Below are 19,418 nucleotides of genomic sequence, written 5' to 3'. Positions count from 1 at the left end.
GGCACTATCAGCTCAACGAAGCCAGTTCGCGTGCGAGGTTCTCGCGGGCCTGTCGGTCATATCTCGCGGCAAAGCCCGCATCGGGAAAGATGACCGGCCGGCCTGCGAACTGGCTGAGCACTTTTGCGCGGCCGGCGCGATAGTCGTCCTCCGGCACATGGATGAACTCCTGCCGGATCGCCGCGGCATAGGCGTCGTATCGCGCGGGCGCCGCGCCCAGGATGCTGAGGTCGATCGAAATCAGGATGGCGCCCAGCCGATCACCGGGCTGGACGTCATGCGTCTTCGTCAGGCGGATCAGGCGGCCGACCTCCTGGCGAATATCCTCGCGAACGTGCTGCTCGGCCAGCTGCGCGCTGAGCTCTTCATTGTCCGGGCGGGTCGCGTCGTAGACGACATCGTGCCACCAGATCGCCTCGGACAGAATTTCGCGCTCGGCCGCCGAAAGATTTTCGACACGCGCGAGCGCACCGAGACAGTCTTCGATATGCGCCAGGTTGTGATAGTGGCGGTCAGGGGCCGTGTAAGCGGCAACCAACTCTTCGCGGTTCATCCGTCCTTCCCCGAAGCACCGGCCCGTAGGGTGGGCAAAGCGACTTGTCCGCCGTAGCTCGAAGAGCGAAGGCGGAAGCGTGCCCACCATTCCGCGCGACGTGCTGGATGGCGGGCACGGCGCTTCGCGCCTTTGCCCCCCTACGAAACCTTACCGCATCGTGATCGCGAGGCCGCTGAGATCCGCGTTCGCCATCAACCCTACCTGATGGCCGGTCAATTCCAGCACCGCGCCCTTCTGGTTGGTCAGCACGATTGCGCGCGCGCCGCGGCCCACCGCAAGGCCTGCGCCGGCCGCGCCGTAAACGCCGGCGACGTCGGAGGGGCGATAGATGTTGCTGACACGGCCGCGCAGTATCGTCTTCGAGCCGCCGAACACGAAGCCATAATCCAGCCCGCCGGTTGAAAGCAAGTATCGCCGTCCGCGAAAATCCAGCACGCCGCTGCCGCCGGAGCCACCGATCACCCATCCCGCCTTGTAGATCGTGAGCTGCACGAAACCTTCGTCGGCGCGCGCGGCGGAGGACAGCGTAATGCCCACGAGGGCCGCAAGCGCGAGCACGGCGGCACGGAGGGCGGATGGCATCTTCATGGATATTTTCTCCAGGGAAATTTGGCAGGCCAGCGTGCGGCGCCAATTTGAGTCGTGACGGGCTGATTGTACCTCATCGGCTGGATGGGAAAAGCGCATTGATGGCCCGCGCAGCCGGCACATGACGGCGAGCATGACACAATTTCATCAAAATCTGTCGGATGCCGATGTGGAAAACGTGCACAAGCGAACGAAACTTATCGCGCCTGTGAACTGCATTACCTTCGCCGCGACCATCTTGCGCTAGTACCTCGTCCGGGGATCTCCTCGTACCGGCACCAGGCTTTTCCAATCCTATCGGCGGGTCGCAAGCGCCGCGCCGCTGCCTTTCCAGCGAGGCAGCGGCGCGTTACGTTCAAGGCACCGAACCCGTTCATAAAGGTGTCCCATGGCCCCGATCCAGCACTTCGCGCCGCCCGCCGGCATCAAGTCCCCGCCGCTCTCCTTCGCCACGCGCACCGGCGACCTGCTGTTCATCTCGGGCATTCCGGGTTTTGACGACAAGGGCGCGTTGGCGGATGGTTTCGAGGCGCAGTTCGGCTTCGTCGTCGCCAACATCAAGCGCGTGCTCGGCGAGGCCGGCGCGACGTTTCGCGATCTCGTCAAGGTCAACGTGCTGCTGACGCGCGCATCCGACGTCGCCACGATGAACGTGCTGTATGCATCGGCGTTCGGGCCCGCGCCCTACCCCGCCCGCACCACCTGCGTGGTGCAGGCGCTGCCGGATCCGAAAATGCTGATCGAGATCGAAGCTGTTGCGTCGCTGGCGAAGGCGTAGGATGGGTGGAGCGAAGCGATACCCATCGCTTCCTCGCGAGCCGATCGATGGGTTTCGCTGCGCTCTACCCATCCTACGGACCGCTTACGGCTTCGGCATGGTTTCCTTCAGCTGATCGCCGACGAAATTCGCCGCATGGCGATAGGCGGCATCGTTGTCGCCGCGGAACGTCACCGTTCGCTGCATCAACAATTTCTCGGCTTCGAGATCGAGCAGCTGGATTTCGCCCCATTGCACCAGCGTGCTCATCTTGCGGATGCCGCCATAGACCACGAGCCGGGCGCCGGCCCGGCGCGCGGCGGCGATGAAAACCTCCTGCGACATGCTGGTGGCGGTGCAGGGATGATCGGGGCATTCGATCGGCACCACGCGATAATCGCCCTGGGCCGCCAGATTATCGCGCAGCAATTTTGCAAACGACGCCACGCGGGCGCGATGCTCCGCGCTCTGGTCCACGACCTCGCCCGAGGTGTCGAAATAATCGAAATCCGCCACCGCCACCGCGATCGGCGCGGCGGCGGGCGATCCGCCCGATGGAAACGACAATGCGGCTACCGCGCACAGCACGGTCAGCACGGCGCTTGCGCGGCTGCGCGGGCTCAACGCACGCCATGGGGTTGCTGCTTGCGTCATGCTTCGTCTCCTTCAACCCTGACATTGGCATTGGCATCGTCCCGCGGCCGGGCCTGAATCATAACAGCGGTTGAGGATTTCGCTAACCCATTCCAGCTCGCGCTTGGCGCCTTTGAACCTTCTCGCCTTGCCCGCTACTCAACCGGTAACCGGGCGCGAGAGCCCGTGTTCAAACCGGAGATTGAAGATGCGTCGTATTTTTGCCCTCTGCGCCGTTGCCGGCATCGGCTTTACCGCACTTGCCGCGTCGAGTCCGGCGCAGGCCTCGTATCATCTGATCCGCTGGCAGGATTCCGGCTTCTGCCAGATCTGGGACCAGAGCATCCCGACCGCGCCGTATCCCGGGAATTACACGGTGATCGTAGGTTCGGAAGTGCCGACCTTCGGCGACGCGCTGGTCTTCAAGGACGGCCTCTTGCGCAACGGCACCTGCTCGCTCTGATTTCTTTCGTAGCCCGGAGGGAGCCAACGGGTCGCGCGAATGCGCCCAGCGACGAGCGCAATTGCGCTCGCACTGTGATGACAGGCTCCGCGCAATCCGGGGAAGCCTGTCCGGGTAAGGCCGGTCCCCGGATTTCGCTGCGCTCCATCCGGGCTACATTACCTGCAAGCTGTAGCGTCGGTATGGTTCCGTAGGATGGGTGGGAGCGATACCCATCATTTTGCTCATCGGCACCAATCGATGGGTTTCGCTGCGCTCTACCCATCCTACGGACACGCACCACCTTGTACTAACGGACACGCTTGCTATCCTCCGCCAAAATCAAAAGCAGAGGAACGCCGCATGCCCCTTCTCCAAAATCACATCGCCGTCATCACCGGTGCAGGCTCCGGCATCGGACGCGCGATCGCGATCGGCTACGCCCGCGAGGGCGCGCGCGTGGTGCTGCTCGACAGGGATGAGAAGGCGGCGGCGGAAGCGGCGAAGGAAATCCGCGACGACGGCGGCAGCGCGGACAGCTTTCCGCTCGATGTCGCCAGGCGCGAGGACTGTGTCGCGATGGCGAAGCAAATCGCCGACAAGGTCGGACAGGTCTCGATCCTTGTCAACAATGCCGGCATCGTCCGCCGCAACGGCATGCTGGGCGCAGCCGAAGCCGTGATCAACGACTGGGAAGACATCATCGCGATCAACCTCACCGGTGTCTTCAACGTGACACATGCGTTCCTCGCGCCGTTGCGCGCCAGCAAGGGACGTATCGTCAATATCGGCTCGATCCAGTCCTTTGTGCACGTGCGCACGCCGAGCTCGCCGGCCTATACCGCGTCCAAGCACGGCGTGCTCGGCTTCACCAAGGCGCTCGCCGCCGAACTCGGCAAGGAAGGCGTCCGCGTCAACGCGATCGGCCCCGGCTTCATCGCGACACCACTGAACGCCAATGCCCGCGCCAACAATCCGGACCTGGTGAAGACCTTCATGGATCATACCCCGCTGGGCCGCGCCGGCACCGCGGAAGACATCGTCGGCCCCGCGATCTTCCTCGCTTCCGATCTTTCGGCCTATGTCTCCGGATCGATCGTGATGGTCGACGGCGGCTATCGGGCGGTGTGAGCGCAACATGTCCAATGCCCCGCATTTCGATATCGACGTATCGAGCTTCTGGGCCGATCCCTATCCCGCGCTGGCGAAGATGCGAAAGGAAGTGCCGATCGCGTTCGTGCCGCAACTCGGCTCCACCGTGTTCACCCGCCGCGACGACATCTTCACCCAGGAGAAGCGCATCGACGTGTTCTCCTCGCACCAGCCGAACGGGCTGATGAATGTGCTGATGGGCCACAACATGATGCGCAAGGATGGCGATGCGCACATGACGGAGCGGCAGGCGATGTTTCCCGCCGTATCGCCGCGCACGGTGCGCGACACCTGGGTCCGGCAGTTTCAGGCCCACGCCGACCGCATCCTCGACGAGTTGGTGCCGAAAGGCGCAGCCGATCTCTGCAAGGCGCTGGCGCTGCCGCTGTCGGCCGAATGCCTGAAGGACGTCACTGGCTTGACCAACATGCGCTATCAGGACATGGACGCGTGGTCGCAGGCGATGATCGACGGCATCGCCAACTACACCGGCAACAAGGAAGTCGAAGCGCGCTGCCATGCGGCGACATCAGCCATCGATGCCGCGATCGACGACATGATTCCGGTGGTGAAAAAACATCCGAACACCTCGATCCTGAGCGTTCTGCTGGCTTCAGGCCAGAACATGGAAAGCATCCGCGCCAACATCAAGCTTGCGATTTCGGGCGGCCAGAACGAGCCGCGCGATGCGATAGCAGGCGCGACCTGGGCATTGCTGACGCATCCCGATCAGCTCGCGCTGGTTCAGGACGGCAAGGCAAAGTGGCTCGACGCGTTCGAGGAATATGCGCGCTGGATCGCGCCGATCCAGATGTCGCCGCGCCGGGTGGCAAAGCCATGGTCATATGCCGGCATTGACTTCGAGCCGGAAGACCGCGTGTTCTTCATGTTCGGCTCGGCCAATCGCGACGAGGCCTGCTTTGCCGAGCCGGATCGGTTCGACATCACCCGCGACACCCAGAAGAGCATCGCCTTCGGCGCCGGTCCGCATTACTGCGCTGGCGCGTTTGCCTCCCGCGCCATGGTGGCCGACGTCGCGCTGCCGAGCACGTTTGCGCGGCTGAAGGGATTGCGGCTGGACGAGCGCGAACCGGTGCGGATCGGCGGCTGGGCGTTTCGCGGATTGCTCAATCTGCCGGTGAAGTGGGACGCGGGCTGATCGTGGTGAGCTTCTACTGGCGCGGACATTCCCGGTAGCCGAAGCGGTCGATGATCGTGCTGCCCGGAATGGTGTGAAACGCCAGCGTCTCCATGTAGTGATTGTCAATGAGATACTTGCGCAGTTTCGCATTGTAAGCGCTTAGCATCCGCTGCGTATGGGCCACATGGATATTGCGCTGGCGGTCGTGGCCGGCGTGGAACAACAGCGTGGCGCTGCGCTCGACGCAGACATTGCGCAGGCCCAGGAACAACGTGCAGTTCGACTGGCAGTGGCCCTTGATGCGAAACAGTTCGCCAGTGGATTGGCGCGCTCGATCTCCGGCTGGAAATCCCTGTACCAGCCGCCCCGGCCGAATCTTTCTGATGTCGCGGCAAAGGCCGTGGAGGAAATCAGGACGAATGCAAGAACGGCGAGAGCTCGCATGGCCAACCTGCCCGGCTCATCATGTATGAAGGAAATTAACAGCAGTCGACGAAGGCGTCACCGCCTCATGGCGTCTCCCGGCCGCCGCCATGATCGCCGTTGAGCAGGTGCATGTGCTGAAATACCCAGCGCATGGCGAGGTACCAGAGATAGCCTCCGATGGCCCCGCAAACGGCAAGAAGGATGATGTAGGCGGGATGATACTCGCCGCTCCACCACAACATCCCGCCGATCCAGAAGATGGTGAAGAAAACGGCGGCGAGCTTCAACCGCTTGGCCTGATCCATGGCAGTGCTCCGATGGCTAACATCCGATGCCATCATGGAAGCCACCGCCGCGCCGCACCGTGAGGCGCATCACGCCGCGCCGGAACCGGGCGGCCATGAACCCATAAATCCAAGTGGTTGGCGGACTTCCGCTTTGATGCGCATTACGGACTCACGTCGGACATCGCGTGAGGTCCGAAAAGTGCCGTCATGAACGGACATTGCTGGAAGCCGCGGTGGCCGACTCCGGACAGCAGGCCAATCGGTTCTTCGGGTGGACCAGCTGTTTCTCTCGCACGTCCGATGGCGTAGAATGTAGTTGCCGTCGAAGCGGGACGTGCCGAAATCGCCGTTCGGGGCGAACGAGCAGCAGTGGTGCCATCGGCAGGCGCACCCTCCTAAGAGACCGACCCATTTTTCGGTTTCGCAGCACCATTCACCACGAAGTGCGCGCCGCTTCTGCGGCGGCTCGTTGCGTAACCTCGGGAGAAAACGATGAACAAGATCGATCGAAGGTCAGCACTGGGAATCGGGTTGGCAGCGGCTTCGGCGGCCATGATGAAGCCCGCCGCCGCCCAAGCCACGGGCTACAAGGATACGACGCCGTGGCCCGGTGTCGTGGTGCGTGCTTACGATGGCGAGACACCATCCCTCATCCCCGGGTTCAAGACTGTCTCTATGCTCGACGTCATCATGCAGCCGGGATCGAAGACTGCCGGCCCCCCAATGATGAACGCCATGGTCTGCCATATCACTGAAGGGGAGCTTCGGATCGAGCAGGAAGGAAAGACCTTTACGGCCAAGAAAAATTTCGTTTGGACCTGCGACAAAGGTACGAATGAGCAAGCGTTCAATGACGGGAACGTGGTTGGAATTATGCGGATCACGAACCTGAAGGCTTAAGGGTTGTTTCTTCGTAAGAGACCAATTGCTGGTGGGATGGCGTATTCAACGAGGCACCATCCGAGGTATGTAGACCGCCAACGAGCTAATTGCTGGGGTTCGAAGGTGATGTGAGCACCTTACCATTCAAGGGGAAAATGCTATGGCGTCACAGCCGGAACAGGGGAAGATCGAACCGAAGACATTCTTTCGGCATGTCTACGGCGTCTATCCTTCGATGGCGATGCTGGCCGGGATGCAGCTCGACGTCTTTACCCCGCTCAAGGACGGGCCGATGAGCAGCGCAAGGCTGGCGGAAGCGTTAGATGTTCCTCAGGAGAAGCTTCGACCGCTGCTATACGCGTTGGTCAATGCCGAGTTGCTGAGGATTGAAGACGATCAGTTCGCCAACACGCCCGAGAGCGATCTCTATCTCGTGCGCGGCCGGTCGACTTATCTCGGCGGCGCGCATGAGCTGTACTCCGATCTTTGGAGTGCGGCTCTCACGGCAGGCCAGTCGATCCGCGACGGCGCACCCCACAAAAAGCATGACTTCGCAGCAATGTCGGATGCCGAGCTTGCCGCCTTCTTTCGCGGCCTCCATCCGGCGGCGCTGGCGACCGGCCGCCAGCTGGCTGCAAGCTGCAGCTTCACTGGTCTCCGACATCTTATGGACGTCGGCGGCGGCTCAGGGGGGCTGGCTATTGCTGCTTGCCAGAATTGCCGCGATCTGCGCGCGACAGTGTTTGAGCTGCCGCGGGTCGCCGAAATTGCGCGATTGTTCGTCGAGGAGGCGGGCATGACAGACCGCGTACAGGTGCGCGCGGCCGACGTGCTGGCATGCGCGCCCGAAGGGCGCTTCGATGTCGCCGTGCTGCGCAATCTGATCCAGGTGCTGGGGCCCGATGAGGCGCGCCGCGCGCTGCACAATGTTGGCGAGGCAATCGAGCCGGGCGGCCTGCTCATCATCGTTGGCCACATCCTGCAGGACAGCCGGCTCGAACCTGTCGCGGCTGTCGCAATGAACCTCATCTTCCTCAGCATTTATGACGCCGGCCAGGCCTATACGGAGCGCGAGCACCGCAGCTGGCTCGAGGACGCCGGTTTCGCAGACATCGAAGTTCAATACGGCGCCGCGCCGGCTGGAATGAGCATCGTGCTGGCGCGAAAAACTAGATGATGCGCCCCCTTAGAGGCCCAAACCCCATGGAACCGCGTCCTCAAGGCTATTGATGTTCGTTCCGGTCATTCGCGTCGCTTTGACAGTATACTGATCACTTCCGGTCTGCCCGATTAACGGACATCTTCAGAGCCGGTCGGCATGTCTCAAACGTGCCCAACAGCAGTCATGGCACGCATCCCGCGTTGGAAGCGACGGTCGCAGAGGAGAGCGCCACCGATGTTGCGTGAGCGCGGTGATAACCCCTCAAGATGAAGCTCGAAGTGAACTGAGGCGGGAGGTTCGGTCGCCATGAGTTGACCGGGTCACGTTGATCAATTTCGCCGCCGGCAATCTGGGCCGTCAGCGCGAGAGCTGTGGTCCGGCGGGAGGCGGCAGGCGAGATTCTATCTTGGCTTGCGGAGGTTTGGGCTGCGGGATCGAGGCGGCCTGCTGGGCTGGGGCCGGGGCCGAAGGAGCTGACGATATCTTCTGTCTGACGTCCTCGTGAACAGCCCGTAGTGCCGCAATGTTCTGGGCCATCTGTTCTTGCTTGGCAGCGAGTTGTTCTACGTTGCGCCGCACGACATCGAGATTGGACGCCAAGGGCGCAAGCTGCCGCATCGGGTCAGCGGAAGTTGCGGCCACGACTGGCGACTTCGTCGTCGAAACGGATAACACCCAGGCCAGCGCCGGAGCCTGGGCTATTAGCATCTCCTTTGCTGCATCACCGTAGGACTGCCAGCCAAGCGTGGCGCCGACACCGATGAGAACCGCAATAGAGAACCGGGTAAGGGTGCGGAGTATTCGCCTGCCAATCGACGGCCGGCCGCTCGCCAGCGGCCCCTCCCCGAAGCGGTAGTGATGGGGAGGATCGATCGACGGCTTCATGCGCCGCCTGCCAATGCGCGGATCGAATCGGGCGTCCGGATCGCGCGCAAGCCCGCCGGACGAAGGTTCATCGGCTGTCAGTGGTGGGCTTTGCGAGTATAACATTGGTACCTCCACCGACGGTTCTTCCAAATTCTTGAGGGAAGAGGCGATCCTGGTTTGACGGAAGGGAGGCAGGAGCACAGCAGCCCTGGGGCGTTTGTGAGATCGTCGCACGACAAGAGAATCGACTTGTTTGAAGGTCGGTCAAGCGTCAACCGTTAGGCCCGCTCATTGCACCCGCGCGTGTCGGCTGCGGCAGGGCTGGGGTGCGCTGGCCGCGGTGCAGAGGATCGATACATCCGCTGTGAGTCGACGTCCCTAGCCGAACCTCGCCCGCGAGCGCTCCCTCGCCTTCTCGGCCTCGACCTCGCGGTCGCGCGGCGCGGCGTTGGTCTGCAGCGAGGCCAGCAGGCGCCGTGCGCTGTCGGAAACTTCGGAAACCGCGCGGTTGAACGCCTCGGCGTTCGCCTGCGACGGCGAATTGAAACCGGAAAGCTTGCGGACGAATTGCAGCGCGGAAGCATGGATTTCGGCGTGGGTAGCCGGGGGATCGAAATTGAACAGGGTCTTGATGTTGCGGCACATGGTTCTCTCCTCTGCACCCGTCGTCGGTCAAGGACGAACGGCCGGTGCAAAATCCGACGGCGTGGCCTATTCTGTCATGGATCACGCGGCGCGTTCACCCCTGTCGGCACCTGCAAACAGCGAGTTCCCGATGACCCATGTGACCTACAAGATCGTCGAACATGACGGCGGCTGGGCCTACACCGTCAACGGCGTGTTTTCCGAGCCGTTTCCGAACCGCGCCGCAGCGCTGGCGGCCGCCCGGCGCGCGGCCGCCGAGCAGCGGGTGCCGGGCCGCACGGAGGTGATCGAGTACGAAACCCCGGATGGACGATGGCACTCCGAGACCGCCGCCGGCAATGACCGGCCGGAAACCGAAGTCGAGGGTTAGAGCATCGGTTCTGATCGAATCAGAACCGATGCTAGATTCTTGTTTTGACGCGTTTTCTTCACGCGAACCGGTATCCACTTCGCTCGAAAACGCTATGGGCAGCTCGCAGCGCCGCCGATCTGGTGACGGAAATAACCGGTGTGATAAGGTTCCCCGCAAGCGGTGCACAAGATCGCCGTGGCCCCTGGGGAGACCATCATGAATTTGTCGCGCGCAGCCTTGTCAGCGGCCTTCGCCTTGACATCCATCACGGCCTTCGCGGCCGACTATCCCGCACCGAAGCACGGCGAGTGGATCGCCAGGGATTTCAAATTCCACTCCGGCGAGACGATGCCGGAGCTGCGGCTGCACTACACCACGATCGGCGAGCCGACCGGACAGCCGGTGCTGGTGCTGCACGGCTCGGGCGGCTCGGCCGCCAGCATGCTGACACCGGGTTTTGGCGGCGAATTGTTCGGCCCCGGCCAGCCGCTGGATGCCGCGAAATACTACATCATCATTCCCGATAGCGTCGGCCACGGCAAATCGTCAAAACCCTCCGACGGCATGAAGACCGCATTTCCCAGATACAATTACGAGGACATGGTCGACGCGCAGTATCGCCTGGTCAAGGAAGGGCTCGGCGTAAAGCATCTGCGGCTCGTGATCGGCAATTCGATGGGCGGCATGCACACCTGGATCTGGGGCGGCAAGTATCCGCAGTTCATGGACGCGCTGGTGCCGATGGCGTCACAGCCGACCGAGATGGCGGCGCGCAACTGGATGCTGCGGCGGATGATGCTGGAGACGATCAAGAACGATCCCGACTATAATCGCGGCAACTACATTACCCAGCCGCGCATGATGAAATACGCCATCAACGCCTACGGCATCGCGACCGGCGGCGGAACGCTGGCCTATCAGGCGCTGGCGCCGACGGCCGCAAAAGCCGACAAGATGGTCGACGACCGGCTGGCCACCGCCATCACCGCCGATGCCAACGACTTCATCTACCAGTGGGAAGCCTCGCATGATTGCAATCCTGCGCCGTCGCTGGAGAAGATCGAGGCCACACTGTTGTTGATCAATGCCGCCGACGACGAGCGCAATCCGCCGGAAACCGGCGTCACGGATGCCGCGCTGAAGCGCGTCAAGAACGGCCGCCTGTTCCTGATATCAGCCTCGACCGAGACGCGGGGCCATCTCACCACGGGCAATGCGAAGTTCTACAAGAAGGAACTGCAGGAGCTGCTGCGGAGCGCGCCGCAGCGGGCGATGTAGGCTGACCAAACGTTGAAACGAGTGCGCGATGTCGTCGAACCATTTTCGCCGTGTGGCGCTCGCTCTCCCGGGAGCTGTCGAAGGATCGCATCAAGGCCATGCCGATTTCCGCATTGGAAAACGCATCTTTGCAACGCTCGGCTATCCCGATGATAAATGGGGCATGGTCAAGCTCACGTCCGAACAGCAATCGGTGCTGGTCGAGGCCGAGCCGGAAATCTTCCGTCCGGTGCCGGGCGGATGGGGCAAGCACGGCAACACCAATGTGCGGCTGGCCAAGGCCGATGCAGCGACGCTGAGGAGCGCACTCGGCATGGCCTGGAACAACGTCGCGCCGAAAGCTTCCACCAAACGGCGCGCGACAAAGCAGCCTTGATTTCGCGCCGCATCAACCTGCGGTCCCGCAGCTTGCGTTGCTAACCATCGCTCGATCCAATCGTCCGTTATCTTCGAAACTCGGGGCAGCTACCCCATGGGACGTTGCGGGCCCTATTTTTGTCGGGGGTACCACCTTTCAGCCCGGCGTGCAGAACGTTCACTGCCCGCAGCTCGTATCGGTCGGTGGCGAGGTCATGAGAAAAGATCACGTCAATGGTCGTGTACCACCATATCAGGCAAAGAACGCACGCAGGCGCGAACCGAACCTGGGGCAAGTAGTATGTGAAACGGACGCGCGAACTGGCGCGATCCCGGCGCATGTCCGGCATTTCATGGGTTTCGACATATTCCGCGCCCATGCTGCGCATAACGGCATGGGCCGAGGCCAGTTGACGATTAACGGACGGCTCGGTTCCGGCAAGTTCTCTGATATGTGAGAGAAGCTGATCATTTATGTTGCTTCTGAAAGATGCGGTCGGGCCGCGAAAGCCACTGTCCGACGGCCAAAACACTCCATTCGACAGACCAGGCCATACTGTCCAGCTTTGCGCGCCGGCCCGAGACAGGATGCGCTGGTATTCGACGTCGCTAATCGAACCGATGCTGCATTTCTCCAGCCCGATGAGTTCAGTAAAGCTGAAAGCCCAGAGCAAGACGGGGAGCGCAAACAGCAATCCCACGGGTGAAAGCAGGCCTATCGCAATCTTCGGGTTCGTGCCCAAGATGTTTCCAATCGTGGTGATGACCGTGGAGCGGCTCCTTCCACCAACCACAAGCGGCGAGACCGTAGTTTGGCAGCTTGCTGCGCCTGGTACTCACCACGAATCCACACGCAAGATCGATAGCACGTTCATGCTGCCCTTATTTCAAGGCAGCTCAGTTCGATACGACTGTTGGGCCAGCCATGGCTCGCATCAAGCCTGTGTATGGGACGGCCAGCCAGAAGTCCTGATTTCGCACCGCATCAATTTGGGAACGGCCCCATCGCTTATTATTTGAGCGCGCATCCGCAAGCGGAGTCCGGTTGAATTGTCCGCGATACGATTCGTGGGTCGCATGCTCGCGAGGAGAACGGCAACACAGCGGAGGACCGGATGCGGAGACTCGCGCAGTTCGTTTTGATCGCCTTTCTGCCGGTGCTGGCCAGCACGGCGCTCGCCGTCGACAGGGGCCAGTTCGGCCATGTGCCGCCGGATATCCGCGCCTGGTTCAAGAGCGTGATTGCGCCGAACGGCGTGCCCTGCTGCGATGAGTCGGACGGACATCGCACCAGCTACGACGTTCGCGGTGGCGCCTATTGGGTTCCGATCGAGGGTCAATGGATGCAGGTGCCCGAGCGCGCTGTCATTCGCGATCAGGGCAACCCGATCGGCGAAGCCGTGGTGTGGTACGTGCACCATCGTGGCAGCATCATCATCAGCTGCTTCGTGCCGGCGGACGCGGTTTAGATTCTCTCAGGATGACGCCCGTGCCGCAGGATGATAATCTTGGGCGAAACTGAACGGAGCCGCCCGTGACCGATTTTTCCGCCGACGACCTCGCCACGATCTATCCCGCGCCCTCGCCCCGCGTGATCGCAAAAGCACGGCCGGAGATCGACGTCCACGCGAAGAAATTCATCGGCATGTCGCCGTTCTGCGTGCTGGCCACCTCAGGCTCGGACGGCAGCGTCGATGCATCGCCGCGCGGCGGCAATCCCGGCTTCATCCATGTTGCAAGAGCGAACCTGCTGCTGATGCCGGATCGCTCGGGAAACAACCGCATCGACAGTTTTCGCAACATCATCGAGGGCTCGGGCTTCGTGCAGCTGATCTTCTTCGTCCCCGGCATCGACGAGACGCTGCGCGTCGGCGGCAAGGGCAAGGTGTCTGTCGACCCGGAGCTGATGTCCTCGATGATCGAGTTCGGCAAGCCGCCGCGCGCGGTGCTGCGCATCGACGTGAGGGAGGCCTATTTCCACTGCGGCAAGGCGCTGATGCGCTCGAAATTGTGGGGAGATGAGCGCGTCGAGCGCTCGGTGATGCCCAGCATCGGCGAAGTGATCCACGACCAGACCGGACTCGGCGAGCGCGAAAGCCAGGACGTGATCTACGAGCGCTACAAGACGCAATTGTAGGGCGATATCTTTGCTGACCCAAATCCGGTCGTCATACCCCGCGAAGGCGGGGTATCCAGTACCCCGCAGCTTTTCGATTCAGTCACTGGCGTCTCTGGAATACTGGATCACCCGCCCCAGTGCGCAATTGCGCACAAGGCGGGTGATGACAGTTGTGAGGCGGACAGTTGTGAGCGTTCCAAGAGCGTGGGCTAGTCCCCGTTCTCCAGCCCGCCGACATGCTTCTGTGTGTAGAGATCAAGCCCGATGCGCTTGATCAAATCGAGTTGGGTTTCGAGGAAATCGATGTGATGTTCCTCATCCTTCATCACGCTCTCGAACAGATCGCGCGAGACGTAATCCTTGACGCCATGGCAATAGGTCGCGGCTTCCTGATAGAGCGTGCGCGCCGTCATCTCGGTTGCAAGGTCACATTCGATGATCTCCTGAACGTTCTGCCCGATGCGGAGCGGATCGAGCACCTGCATGTTGGGAAAGCCGTCGAGGAACAGGATCCGGTCGGTGAACTTGTCGGCGTGCTCCATCTCCTCGATGGATTCCTTGCGCCAGACCTTGGCCATTTCCAAAAGGCCCCAATTGTTCAGGAGCCGGTAATGCAGCCAGTACTGGTTGATCGCGGTGAGCTCGCTGCGCAGGCCCTTGTTGAGAAAGTCGATGACTTTGGGATCGCCCTGCATGGTGCACTCCGATTTTCTCAGGCCGAACCCCGGCCTGACACTGCATTTAGAACGCTTCTAAATGAGTTTGGTGCCGAGAGCAACCGTTCCGCTAAAAAAGCGGTGGGAACACCGGAAAATCAGCGGATTCAGGTGGATTTTCAGCAGGCGGCGAGCGCGAAGGCCGGGGCTGCTTCCTGCGCGGGCTCATCGTTGGCAGCGTGGCGGCTGTGCGGACAGCCGGAGCAGCATTCCTTGGCGCAGGCGCCGAGGGCTTCGTCGATGATGGTCTTGATCGTGCGCGCGCACCGGCCGCATTCGGCGCTGCAGCCGAGGCAACCGTAAATCTGTTTCGGATTGCGCGGCAGGTCCGAGGCTGCACTTACGGCATTACGGACATCGTGGTCGCTCAAAACATTGCAGGAACAGACGATCATGAAACCGGTAAAACCCTGTGTGATGCGACCTCATCGATATTTAAGAGCGCGACGAGATGCAAAAGGAAAAGCCGCATTTTCAAGCAATTCCAAACTGATGCCGGGGAAATACTGGAATGAATCTAAAAAGGCATCGTTGCGGTAAATCACACTGGCGCTGAATCGGCGGTGTTTTCGGCGTCAATCGCCGCCACCGCCGCCGCCTCCGCTGTCTCCGCCGGAATCGCTGGACGAAGTGGAACTGTCCGACGAAGAACTGTCGCTGCCGAACCAGGAAAGCAGGCTCCCGCCATCGCCACCGGAGCTGTAGCTCGAACTTCCGCTGGAAGCGTCGCCGCCCGCGCTCTCGCGCTTGTCCTTGCGGTTTTGCACCCGGTTCATCAGCAGGTAGAAAATCAGCGACGTCCCGCCGATCGCCACCATGAATACCGCCATTCCGCTCGTCATCGTGTCTTCGTTCCCAGTGCCCGGGTCAGGATCTTAGGTATCTTTACACCGCAACCCGCCGATCCCTCCGTTTTCGTCGCCCGGGAGGCACGGCCGTTCATTGATCATTCAAACGAAATGTGGAACTTTTGCTGTGACGGACCCAACATCCCCCTGCTTCCCACGAGAAAGGTGAGGCCATGAAGAAGACATTGATGGCGCTCGGTGCCGCCGCCGCGCTGACCGTTTCCGCGGTGGCGATCCCGGCTCCCGCCCATGCGCAGCGTGGTGTCGCAGCAGGCGTCGCCGCCGGATTGATCGGCGGCGCCATCGTCGGTGGCGCGATCGCTTCGCAGAACGGCTATTATTACGGCCCGGGCCATTATGCGCCTGGCTATGGCGGCCCGGCCTATGTGGTCGATCCCGGCTACGGCGAATCCTGCATCTGGCAGCGGCAGCGGTTCTGGGATGGTTACGGCTGGCGGGTCCGCAACGTCAGGATTTGCGACTAGCAGGCCGTTCATCTTCATTAAATTGCATCCAGCAGCCCGGAACAGCGCGGCTTTTCCGGGATGCATGTCATTTCCGGCCCGAAAAAGACCGCTTTTTCCGGCCACACGTTCAGAACGTTTACTTTCGATTGACCCATGTGCGCTTTTTTAGCGAAGCGGCAGTTCGAAAACAGCGTGTGAGTCATCCCTAAACCCGGCGCTCGAAGGCGCCACCCCAGGAGAGCCCAGGACATGAAGAAGACATTTGCTGCCTTGGTCGCGGTCGCAACGATTGCCGGTTCGCTTGCCTCGACACCCGCAAGCGCGCAGCGCGGCGTTGCCGCAGGCGTGGCGGCCGGCTTGCTCGGCGGCGCGATCATCGGTGGCGCGATTGCCTCCAGCCGCCCGGCCTACGGCGGTCCGGTGTACGTGGAAGAAGCGCCCTACCCGGCGTGCCGGATGGTTCGCGAGCGCTTCTGGGACGGCTATGACTGGCGCTATCGCCGCGTCGAGGTCTGCAACTGATCTGATCGATTGGCGCGCGAGCCGCGTCTTGATCAAGAGCCCGGCCGATATCTCGGCCGGGCTTTTTCTTTGCCCGGTACCGTAGCCCGGGCGAGCGAAGCGACCCCGGGGACAGGGGCGACAAAACCACCGGCTATTCCATTTGGTTGGCACCGCTCCCGGATTTCGCTTCGCTCGTCCGGGCTACAATAATCTACGAAGCCGTCAGCGCCCCGCACTCATGGAGCGCAGCACGGCTTCGCTCGGCCAGCAATCGACCTTGAGGCCGGCGGATTTCTGATACGCGCCCAGCGCCGCGCGGGTCTGCATGCCCGCCTTGCCGTCGAGCTTGTCCTTGTAGAGGCCGATCCGCGTCAAATGACGCTGCATGGCTGCGACATCGGCGGAACGCAACTGCGTCGAGGCCGACCATGGAGTCGCAAACGGCTGCGGGCTCGTCATGCGGTCGGCGAGATGGCCGACGAACAGCACATACAAGTCGGAGAAATTATATTCCTTGATGACGAAGTAGTTCTTCGTGGTCAGGAATGCCGGGCCGTAGATGCCCTCCACCTGCAACAGCGAGGCCGGCTGCGCCTGCTCGGCTGCGCTCAATCTCTGCCCGCGCACCGGCGCAAAGCCGGCGCGCAGCCATTCGGCGATCGGCTTCGTCACCTCGGGCACGCCCGTGGTGCAATCGACATTGGCGGGCGCCTTCACCTCGTAGGCCCAGCGCACGCCGGGCTGCCAACCCTTGTTGACGAGCTGCTGCGCGGCCGCAGCCAGCGCATCTGGAACTGAATTCCAGATGTCGACTTTGCCGTCGCCGTCCAGATCGACGCCGTGCTTGTAGTACTCGGATGGCAGGAATTGCGTGAGACCGGTGGCGCCGGCCCAGGACGAACGAAAATCCCTGCGCGCCACGGCGCCCTCGCCGAGAAGCTTCAGCGCCAGAATGAACTCGCCCCGGTACTGATCCTTGCGCCGGCCGACATAAGCCTGCGTCGCAACCACGCGCAGCGTGTCATAAGGCAGCCGGTAGCGGCCAAAGTCCGTCTCGCGACCCCAGATCGCGAGCACCACGCTTGAAGGAACGCCGAAGCGCTTTTCGATCTCGGTGAGCGCCGCGCGATGCTTCTGCATCAGCTTCTGCCCCTCGGCGGCCAGCCGCGCGATGGAAGCTTCCTTCACGTAATCGGCCGGCACCTGCACGAACTCGGCCTGCGACGGCGCGCCGGTGGCGGGCCGGCCCGGCAGCAGGAGATCGGGCAATTTGTAATCGGGCTCGAGCCCCTTCGTCTCGGCATCGAACGTCGCGCGCGACACGCCGGCCGCCTGCGCCTCCGGCCACAGCGAAGCGATGAACTGGGTGAAGGCGGCGTCGGCGGCGTGAGCCGGGCGTGCCGCGCCCGGCGTCATCGCTGCCAGTATCAGAACCGCGGCTATCAACCTCTGTCGCAAACCGGAATCCTGTCGATCGACACGCCGCCCATCAATGCGAGGCGGCCTTGGCATGTTCGGTGGAAACATTCGACAACCTGTCGACATAGGCAATGCCGATCGCCGACAGAATGAAAACCGTGTGGATGATAGTCTGCCACATCACGCCGGTTTCGGTGTAGCCGCTCTTGCCCGAGGCCAATCCACCGGCCTCAATGAACGTGCGCAGCAGATGAATCGAGGAAATGCCGATGATGGCCATCGCGAGCTTGATCTTGAGCACGCTGGCGTTGACGTGGCTGAGCCATTCCGGCTGGTCGGGATGTCCTTCCAGATTGAGACGGGAGACGAACGTCTCGTAGCCGCCGACGATGACCATCACCAGCAGGTTGGAAATCATCACCACGTCGATCAGGCCCAATACCGCCAGCATGATCTGCTGCTCGCTGAAATCGAAGGCGTGGGCGAACAGATGCCACAACTCCTTCAGAAACAGCACCACATAGACGCCCTGCGCGACGATCAGGCCAAGATAGAGCGGCAGTTGCAGCCAGCGGGAGCTGAAGATCAGCAGCGGGACCGGACGCAATGCCTTCCTCTGAGCTTTGGGCGGCAAGGGTGTTTCGGGAGTAAGGGACATTCAGGAGGGCTCGCTGCAGGGGATTCGAATTGCGGAAGGAGCCCTATATCTACGCAATCTGACCGCGCTGTGAAGCGACAACTGGCCGCAGCGCATATTACGGGATCGTCACGTTAGCCGGAGATTCAAGGCAAAATGGCGGTGTTGCACGACCCCGCCTGAAAGTTTCCGCAAAGCCCGATCTCGCGATCGAGACGACCGCGTTGGAGACGATGTGGCAGCGTTCAGCGCCTGCCGAATACGACGCGGGACGGGCCAGGCGCAGCGGAAGGTGGCGATCGCATCACCGCGCCGCCGCCGGTTTCGCTGCTCCCGGGCGCATGTCCGCTGCCTCCGGGCGAATGTCCGCTCTCCCTGCGTGACAAATAAGCCATGGCTGCCATCGCCATGCAAAAGGCCGCGCAGATGAACGGCTTGATGACCATCGCCCAGTAGCCGAGCTTCGCCGGGAAGATGAACGGCGCGGGCTTGCCGCCGGGCGACATGAACCAGATGCTGCCCATGACCCACAACATCGCGCCTCCCGTCAGCAACGCGATCACGAACAGCACGATGGCGAGCGTGCCGCCAATCCGTCCAGCCATGCGTTGGCTTGGCGAACTATCGTCCGGCGGCGAGGCAACAGCCATGGCGATCAGCATCGCCAGCGCGGTGATCGCGAATAGCGGTGCGTTGAACTTCAAGATGCCCAGCGAAAAGCCGACGCCCCAATGCGCGCCGGCGACCAGGAAATAAGGCCAGTCCAGCAGAAAAAGAAACGGCGCGAGCAGCCCGACAAACCCGGGAAAGCCGAGACTGCGCATGCGCTGCCAGCACGGCGAGAGCAGCGAAATCACGAAGCCGAGAATGATAACCGGTTTCAGAAAAACGCCGGCAACGACGGCGACCGCGCCGGCGGCGCCGCCAACGCCGCGCGCACCGGTCGCGACGACCAAGCCATAGACGATGAATGGAAAGCCGATCGTCAGCGCGAGAAAAATCCCGACGCGCCAGCCGGCCTTCACGCCAAACTGCGAACCAGACATGAAACCGCCCATCTGCGTCTCCTCTTTCGGGGAGGTTGTCGGCGACAAGCACACAATTTCCGGTTAAGGAGCGGAGTTAACCGGACTCGTCGTCAATCGTTCAAACTTTGCCTGAAATCACCGCGTCTGACAGGATT

Annotated in this window: 28 protein-coding genes; 13 read left to right on the top strand and 15 right to left on the bottom strand. The window is 62.0% G+C overall.

What is annotated here, in order from left to right; translation table 11 throughout:
• Window positions 1–7 precede the first annotated feature (7 nt).
• Entirely contained in the window at window positions 8–553 is a 546-nt protein-coding gene (locus IVB05_RS11340; protein ID WP_247784247.1) for a phosphohydrolase, read from the bottom strand.
• A 150-nt stretch (window positions 554–703) separates the two neighbouring features.
• Window positions 704–1,144, bottom strand: coding sequence for a hypothetical protein (locus tag IVB05_RS11335; RefSeq protein ID WP_247784245.1), 441 nt, complete (start codon window positions 1,142–1,144; stop codon window positions 704–706).
• A gap of 388 nt (window positions 1,145–1,532) precedes the next feature.
• Here IVB05_RS11335 and IVB05_RS11330 point away from each other — a divergent pair, with 388 nt between their 5' ends.
• Window positions 1,533–1,922 carry a RidA family protein gene (locus IVB05_RS11330; protein WP_247784243.1) on the top strand — a complete coding sequence of 130 codons (390 nt, stop codon included), beginning with the start codon at window positions 1,533–1,535 and terminating at the stop codon, window positions 1,920–1,922.
• 84 nt (window positions 1,923–2,006) lie between these two features.
• Here the strand turns inward: IVB05_RS11330 and IVB05_RS11325 are convergent, their stop codons facing one another.
• A complete protein-coding gene (locus IVB05_RS11325) occupies window positions 2,007–2,555 on the bottom strand; it encodes a DUF2380 domain-containing protein (protein WP_247784242.1) in 549 nt (182 codons plus the stop codon).
• Window positions 2,556–2,742: 187 nt separating this feature from the next.
• Between IVB05_RS11325 and IVB05_RS11320 the strand changes: the two genes are divergently transcribed.
• From IVB05_RS11320 to IVB05_RS11310, 3 genes are all read left to right on the top strand, one after another.
• Complete coding sequence (locus tag IVB05_RS11320; RefSeq protein ID WP_247784240.1) at window positions 2,743–2,997, top strand: hypothetical protein; 255 nt, start codon at window positions 2,743–2,745, stop codon at window positions 2,995–2,997.
• 342 nt (window positions 2,998–3,339) lie between these two features.
• The gene (locus IVB05_RS11315; protein WP_247784238.1) at window positions 3,340–4,107 is read left to right on the top strand and encodes an SDR family oxidoreductase; all 768 of its coding nucleotides are present in this window, start codon (window positions 3,340–3,342) and stop codon (window positions 4,105–4,107) included.
• Window positions 4,108–4,114: 7 nt separating this feature from the next.
• The gene (locus IVB05_RS11310; RefSeq protein WP_247784236.1) at window positions 4,115–5,287 is read left to right on the top strand and encodes a cytochrome P450; all 1,173 of its coding nucleotides are present in this window, start codon (window positions 4,115–4,117) and stop codon (window positions 5,285–5,287) included.
• 13 nt (window positions 5,288–5,300) lie between these two features.
• On the opposite strand, the gene IVB05_RS11305 is transcribed toward IVB05_RS11310, so the two are convergent.
• Both IVB05_RS11305 and IVB05_RS11300 read right to left on the bottom strand, forming a co-directional pair.
• A complete protein-coding gene (locus IVB05_RS11305) occupies window positions 5,301–5,540 on the bottom strand; it encodes a hypothetical protein (protein WP_247784234.1) in 240 nt (79 codons plus the stop codon).
• A 238-nt stretch (window positions 5,541–5,778) separates the two neighbouring features.
• Window positions 5,779–6,000, bottom strand: coding sequence for a hypothetical protein (locus IVB05_RS11300; protein ID WP_247784232.1), 222 nt, complete (start codon window positions 5,998–6,000; stop codon window positions 5,779–5,781).
• A 474-nt stretch (window positions 6,001–6,474) separates the two neighbouring features.
• Here IVB05_RS11300 and IVB05_RS11295 point away from each other — a divergent pair, with 474 nt between their 5' ends.
• Window positions 6,475–6,882, top strand: a complete 408-nt coding sequence (locus tag IVB05_RS11295) for a hypothetical protein (RefSeq protein ID WP_247784230.1) — start codon at window positions 6,475–6,477, stop codon at window positions 6,880–6,882.
• Between the two features lie 142 nt (window positions 6,883–7,024).
• Complete coding sequence (locus tag IVB05_RS11290) at window positions 7,025–8,041, top strand: acetylserotonin O-methyltransferase (RefSeq protein ID WP_256473271.1); 1,017 nt, start codon at window positions 7,025–7,027, stop codon at window positions 8,039–8,041.
• 342 nt (window positions 8,042–8,383) lie between these two features.
• On the opposite strand, the gene IVB05_RS11285 is transcribed toward IVB05_RS11290, so the two are convergent.
• Both IVB05_RS11285 and IVB05_RS11280 read right to left on the bottom strand, forming a co-directional pair.
• Window positions 8,384–8,911, bottom strand: coding sequence for a hypothetical protein (locus tag IVB05_RS11285; protein WP_247784226.1), 528 nt, complete (start codon window positions 8,909–8,911; stop codon window positions 8,384–8,386).
• A gap of 360 nt (window positions 8,912–9,271) precedes the next feature.
• Window positions 9,272–9,538 (bottom strand): DUF2277 domain-containing protein, encoded by a 267-nt coding sequence (locus tag IVB05_RS11280; RefSeq protein WP_108518865.1) that lies wholly within the window; start codon window positions 9,536–9,538, stop codon window positions 9,272–9,274.
• A 130-nt stretch (window positions 9,539–9,668) separates the two neighbouring features.
• Here IVB05_RS11280 and IVB05_RS11275 point away from each other — a divergent pair, with 130 nt between their 5' ends.
• The 3 genes from IVB05_RS11275 to IVB05_RS11265 all read left to right on the top strand — a co-directional run bounded on the left by IVB05_RS11275 (window position 9,669) and on the right by IVB05_RS11265 (window position 11,544).
• Window positions 9,669–9,908, top strand: coding sequence for a DUF2188 domain-containing protein (locus IVB05_RS11275; protein WP_247784224.1), 240 nt, complete (start codon window positions 9,669–9,671; stop codon window positions 9,906–9,908).
• A 198-nt stretch (window positions 9,909–10,106) separates the two neighbouring features.
• Window positions 10,107–11,168 (top strand): alpha/beta fold hydrolase, encoded by a 1,062-nt coding sequence (locus IVB05_RS11270; protein ID WP_247784222.1) that lies wholly within the window; start codon window positions 10,107–10,109, stop codon window positions 11,166–11,168.
• Window positions 11,169–11,196: 28 nt separating this feature from the next.
• The gene (locus IVB05_RS11265; protein ID WP_247784220.1) at window positions 11,197–11,544 is read left to right on the top strand and encodes an MmcQ/YjbR family DNA-binding protein; all 348 of its coding nucleotides are present in this window, start codon (window positions 11,197–11,199) and stop codon (window positions 11,542–11,544) included.
• Window positions 11,545–11,611: 67 nt separating this feature from the next.
• On the opposite strand, the gene IVB05_RS11260 is transcribed toward IVB05_RS11265, so the two are convergent.
• Complete coding sequence (locus IVB05_RS11260; protein WP_247784218.1) at window positions 11,612–12,268, bottom strand: hypothetical protein; 657 nt, start codon at window positions 12,266–12,268, stop codon at window positions 11,612–11,614.
• A gap of 372 nt (window positions 12,269–12,640) precedes the next feature.
• On the opposite strand from IVB05_RS11260, the gene IVB05_RS11255 reads away from it, so the two are divergent.
• Together IVB05_RS11255 and IVB05_RS11250 are read left to right on the top strand one after the other, a co-directional pair.
• Window positions 12,641–12,994 carry a hypothetical protein gene (locus tag IVB05_RS11255; protein ID WP_247784216.1) on the top strand — a complete coding sequence of 118 codons (354 nt, stop codon included), beginning with the start codon at window positions 12,641–12,643 and terminating at the stop codon, window positions 12,992–12,994.
• Between the two features lie 65 nt (window positions 12,995–13,059).
• Window positions 13,060–13,662, top strand: a complete 603-nt coding sequence (locus IVB05_RS11250; protein ID WP_247784214.1) for an MSMEG_1061 family FMN-dependent PPOX-type flavoprotein — start codon at window positions 13,060–13,062, stop codon at window positions 13,660–13,662.
• Window positions 13,663–13,853: 191 nt separating this feature from the next.
• Here IVB05_RS11250 and bfr read toward each other — a convergent pair whose 3' ends face one another.
• The 3 genes from bfr to IVB05_RS11235 form a co-directional block, all read right to left on the bottom strand.
• Entirely contained in the window at window positions 13,854–14,339 is a 486-nt protein-coding gene (gene bfr / locus IVB05_RS11245; protein WP_108519161.1) for a bacterioferritin, read from the bottom strand.
• A gap of 140 nt (window positions 14,340–14,479) precedes the next feature.
• The gene (locus IVB05_RS11240; RefSeq protein WP_057839274.1) at window positions 14,480–14,755 is read right to left on the bottom strand and encodes a (2Fe-2S)-binding protein; all 276 of its coding nucleotides are present in this window, start codon (window positions 14,753–14,755) and stop codon (window positions 14,480–14,482) included.
• A 180-nt stretch (window positions 14,756–14,935) separates the two neighbouring features.
• Window positions 14,936–15,178, bottom strand: a complete 243-nt coding sequence (locus tag IVB05_RS11235; protein ID WP_247784212.1) for a hypothetical protein — start codon at window positions 15,176–15,178, stop codon at window positions 14,936–14,938.
• A gap of 203 nt (window positions 15,179–15,381) precedes the next feature.
• Here IVB05_RS11235 and IVB05_RS11230 point away from each other — a divergent pair, with 203 nt between their 5' ends.
• Window positions 15,382–15,693, top strand: a complete 312-nt coding sequence (locus IVB05_RS11230) for a hypothetical protein (RefSeq protein WP_247784210.1) — start codon at window positions 15,382–15,384, stop codon at window positions 15,691–15,693.
• 17 nt (window positions 15,694–15,710) lie between these two features.
• On the opposite strand, the gene IVB05_RS11225 is transcribed toward IVB05_RS11230, so the two are convergent.
• Window positions 15,711–15,878 (bottom strand): hypothetical protein, encoded by a 168-nt coding sequence (locus tag IVB05_RS11225; protein WP_247784209.1) that lies wholly within the window; start codon window positions 15,876–15,878, stop codon window positions 15,711–15,713.
• A 46-nt stretch (window positions 15,879–15,924) separates the two neighbouring features.
• On the opposite strand from IVB05_RS11225, the gene IVB05_RS11220 reads away from it, so the two are divergent.
• Entirely contained in the window at window positions 15,925–16,197 is a 273-nt protein-coding gene (locus IVB05_RS11220; protein ID WP_057853001.1) for a hypothetical protein, read from the top strand.
• A 204-nt stretch (window positions 16,198–16,401) separates the two neighbouring features.
• On the opposite strand, the gene IVB05_RS11215 is transcribed toward IVB05_RS11220, so the two are convergent.
• From IVB05_RS11215 to IVB05_RS11205, 3 genes are all read right to left on the bottom strand, one after another.
• Entirely contained in the window at window positions 16,402–17,595 is a 1,194-nt protein-coding gene (locus tag IVB05_RS11215; protein ID WP_247786660.1) for a lytic murein transglycosylase, read from the bottom strand.
• Between the two features lie 73 nt (window positions 17,596–17,668).
• Window positions 17,669–18,256 (bottom strand): TIGR00645 family protein, encoded by a 588-nt coding sequence (locus IVB05_RS11210; RefSeq protein ID WP_057853003.1) that lies wholly within the window; start codon window positions 18,254–18,256, stop codon window positions 17,669–17,671.
• Between the two features lie 224 nt (window positions 18,257–18,480).
• A complete protein-coding gene (locus tag IVB05_RS11205; protein ID WP_247784208.1) occupies window positions 18,481–19,293 on the bottom strand; it encodes a hypothetical protein in 813 nt (270 codons plus the stop codon).
• Window positions 19,294–19,418: the final 125 nt, after the last annotated feature.

Source organism: Bradyrhizobium sp. 170, assembly GCF_023101085.1.
Classification (GTDB): domain Bacteria; phylum Pseudomonadota; class Alphaproteobacteria; order Rhizobiales; family Xanthobacteraceae; genus Bradyrhizobium.
The sequence above is the reverse complement of the archived record's forward strand: the minus strand, read 5'-3'. Positions and strand labels throughout refer to the sequence as shown.

What these genes read in the sequence shown, in the direction of transcription:
- IVB05_RS11340 (WP_247784247.1), bottom strand. Translation starts at nt 553, where the DNA reads ATGAACCGCGAAGAGTTGGTTGCCGCTTACACGGCCCCTGACCGCCAC.
- IVB05_RS11335 (WP_247784245.1), bottom strand. Translation starts at nt 1,144, where the DNA reads ATGAAGATGCCATCCGCCCTCCGTGCCGCCGTGCTCGCGCTTGCGGCC.
- IVB05_RS11330 (WP_247784243.1), top strand. Translation starts at nt 1,533, where the DNA reads ATGGCCCCGATCCAGCACTTCGCGCCGCCCGCCGGCATCAAGTCCCCG.
- IVB05_RS11325 (WP_247784242.1), bottom strand. Translation starts at nt 2,555, where the DNA reads ATGACGCAAGCAGCAACCCCATGGCGTGCGTTGAGCCCGCGCAGCCGC.
- IVB05_RS11320 (WP_247784240.1), top strand. Translation starts at nt 2,743, where the DNA reads ATGCGTCGTATTTTTGCCCTCTGCGCCGTTGCCGGCATCGGCTTTACC.
- IVB05_RS11315 (WP_247784238.1), top strand. Translation starts at nt 3,340, where the DNA reads ATGCCCCTTCTCCAAAATCACATCGCCGTCATCACCGGTGCAGGCTCC.
- IVB05_RS11310 (WP_247784236.1), top strand. Translation starts at nt 4,115, where the DNA reads ATGTCCAATGCCCCGCATTTCGATATCGACGTATCGAGCTTCTGGGCC.
- IVB05_RS11300 (WP_247784232.1), bottom strand. Translation starts at nt 6,000, where the DNA reads ATGGATCAGGCCAAGCGGTTGAAGCTCGCCGCCGTTTTCTTCACCATC.
- IVB05_RS11295 (WP_247784230.1), top strand. Translation starts at nt 6,475, where the DNA reads ATGAACAAGATCGATCGAAGGTCAGCACTGGGAATCGGGTTGGCAGCG.
- IVB05_RS11290 (WP_256473271.1), top strand. Translation starts at nt 7,025, where the DNA reads ATGGCGTCACAGCCGGAACAGGGGAAGATCGAACCGAAGACATTCTTT.
- IVB05_RS11285 (WP_247784226.1), bottom strand. Translation starts at nt 8,911, where the DNA reads ATGAAGCCGTCGATCGATCCTCCCCATCACTACCGCTTCGGGGAGGGG.
- IVB05_RS11280 (WP_108518865.1), bottom strand. Translation starts at nt 9,538, where the DNA reads ATGTGCCGCAACATCAAGACCCTGTTCAATTTCGATCCCCCGGCTACC.
- IVB05_RS11275 (WP_247784224.1), top strand. Translation starts at nt 9,669, where the DNA reads ATGACCCATGTGACCTACAAGATCGTCGAACATGACGGCGGCTGGGCC.
- IVB05_RS11270 (WP_247784222.1), top strand. Translation starts at nt 10,107, where the DNA reads ATGAATTTGTCGCGCGCAGCCTTGTCAGCGGCCTTCGCCTTGACATCC.
- IVB05_RS11265 (WP_247784220.1), top strand. Translation starts at nt 11,197, where the DNA reads ATGTCGTCGAACCATTTTCGCCGTGTGGCGCTCGCTCTCCCGGGAGCT.
- IVB05_RS11255 (WP_247784216.1), top strand. Translation starts at nt 12,641, where the DNA reads ATGCGGAGACTCGCGCAGTTCGTTTTGATCGCCTTTCTGCCGGTGCTG.
- bfr (WP_108519161.1), bottom strand. Translation starts at nt 14,339, where the DNA reads ATGCAGGGCGATCCCAAAGTCATCGACTTTCTCAACAAGGGCCTGCGC.
- IVB05_RS11240 (WP_057839274.1), bottom strand. Translation starts at nt 14,755, where the DNA reads ATGATCGTCTGTTCCTGCAATGTTTTGAGCGACCACGATGTCCGTAAT.
- IVB05_RS11235 (WP_247784212.1), bottom strand. Translation starts at nt 15,178, where the DNA reads ATGGTGGCGATCGGCGGGACGTCGCTGATTTTCTACCTGCTGATGAAC.
- IVB05_RS11230 (WP_247784210.1), top strand. Translation starts at nt 15,382, where the DNA reads ATGAAGAAGACATTGATGGCGCTCGGTGCCGCCGCCGCGCTGACCGTT.
- IVB05_RS11225 (WP_247784209.1), bottom strand. Translation starts at nt 15,878, where the DNA reads ATGACTCACACGCTGTTTTCGAACTGCCGCTTCGCTAAAAAAGCGCAC.
- IVB05_RS11220 (WP_057853001.1), top strand. Translation starts at nt 15,925, where the DNA reads ATGAAGAAGACATTTGCTGCCTTGGTCGCGGTCGCAACGATTGCCGGT.
- IVB05_RS11215 (WP_247786660.1), bottom strand. Translation starts at nt 17,595, where the DNA reads ATGACGCCGGGCGCGGCACGCCCGGCTCACGCCGCCGACGCCGCCTTC.
- IVB05_RS11210 (WP_057853003.1), bottom strand. Translation starts at nt 18,256, where the DNA reads ATGTCCCTTACTCCCGAAACACCCTTGCCGCCCAAAGCTCAGAGGAAG.
- IVB05_RS11205 (WP_247784208.1), bottom strand. Translation starts at nt 19,293, where the DNA reads ATGGGCGGTTTCATGTCTGGTTCGCAGTTTGGCGTGAAGGCCGGCTGG.